Origin of the sequence: Streptomyces sp. rh34 (assembly GCF_002551245.1) — a bacterium.
Classification (GTDB): Bacteria; Actinomycetota; Actinomycetes; order Streptomycetales; family Streptomycetaceae; genus Streptomyces.
This window is the reverse complement of sequence record NZ_NTGZ01000556.1, coordinates 1-886: the sequence shown is the minus strand read 5'-3', so window position 1 is coordinate 886 and position 886 is coordinate 1. Positions and strand designations below refer to the sequence as shown.

General features: G+C 74.2%; 1 protein-coding gene. It reads right to left on the bottom strand.

Annotation, left to right across the window (positions count from 1 at the left end):
* A partial coding sequence (locus CR470_RS40015; RefSeq protein ID WP_179892532.1) for a hypothetical protein occupies positions 1-886 on the bottom strand: 886 nt, incomplete at both ends.

The window sequence follows — 886 nt, the reverse complement described above, 5'->3', positions numbered from 1 at the left end:
AGATGTGTATAAGAGACAGGCCGGGTCCGTGCCGGCCGCCGGGCGCGGCAGGGCGGTCACCCGTCCGGGCCGTGTCCCGTCGCCCGCGGAGACCAGGACCGGTCCGTCATAGCTCCAGACGGTCCGGTCGTTCCGCAACGAGAGCTCCCGCAGGAAGCTCTCCTGAGCCGTGCCCGGGCCGGACACCAGGAGCACCAGCGGACGGTGCTGAGCGGTCAGCGGCAGTTCCGGGTCGGACTCCAGGAGGGCGGCGAACTCCCTCGGCGGGATGTGAACGGTGCCGCCGGGAAGGCGCAGGACCACGGAGTCGGCACCGTCCGTCTCCGCGTACACGAACCACGGGGCGGGGGCGCCCTCCTCGGTCCACGGGGCGAACCTCGCAGCGGCGGAGTCCTCTGCGGGCCTGGCCCCGGCCTCCGAGAGCCGCACCGGGTCGATCCCCCGGGGGGTCGGCACGGGCCCCCAGTTACGGCCCTGGAGAGTACCGTCGGGCCTGCGCATACGGCCCTCCTCGGTGAAGGCGCCCAGCGTCTCCAGGTGGAAGACGGCCAGTTCACCGGGGTGAGCGAGCTCGTGTCCGGCGGCGAGGGCCTGTTCGGCCAGCTTCCGGAGCCGGGCCTCGGCCGCCGCGTCCCACGGTGCGGTGGCGGGCAGGTGCAGCGCCGTACGCCCCAGCGCCTCGCGCTCTGCGGCGGGCCGGTTCGCCAGCAGCCGGGCGGCGCCGGTCATCGCCCAGAGTGCGCGGGCGTGGTCACGGGGGCCCAGCGGACCGGTGGGCTGCCGCAGCACCGACTGCACGGCGGTGTCACCGTCGGCGGCGAACCGGTCCAGCGCGGTCCGCAGTGCGGGCGTGTCCCACACCTGGGTCTGTCTCTTATACACATCT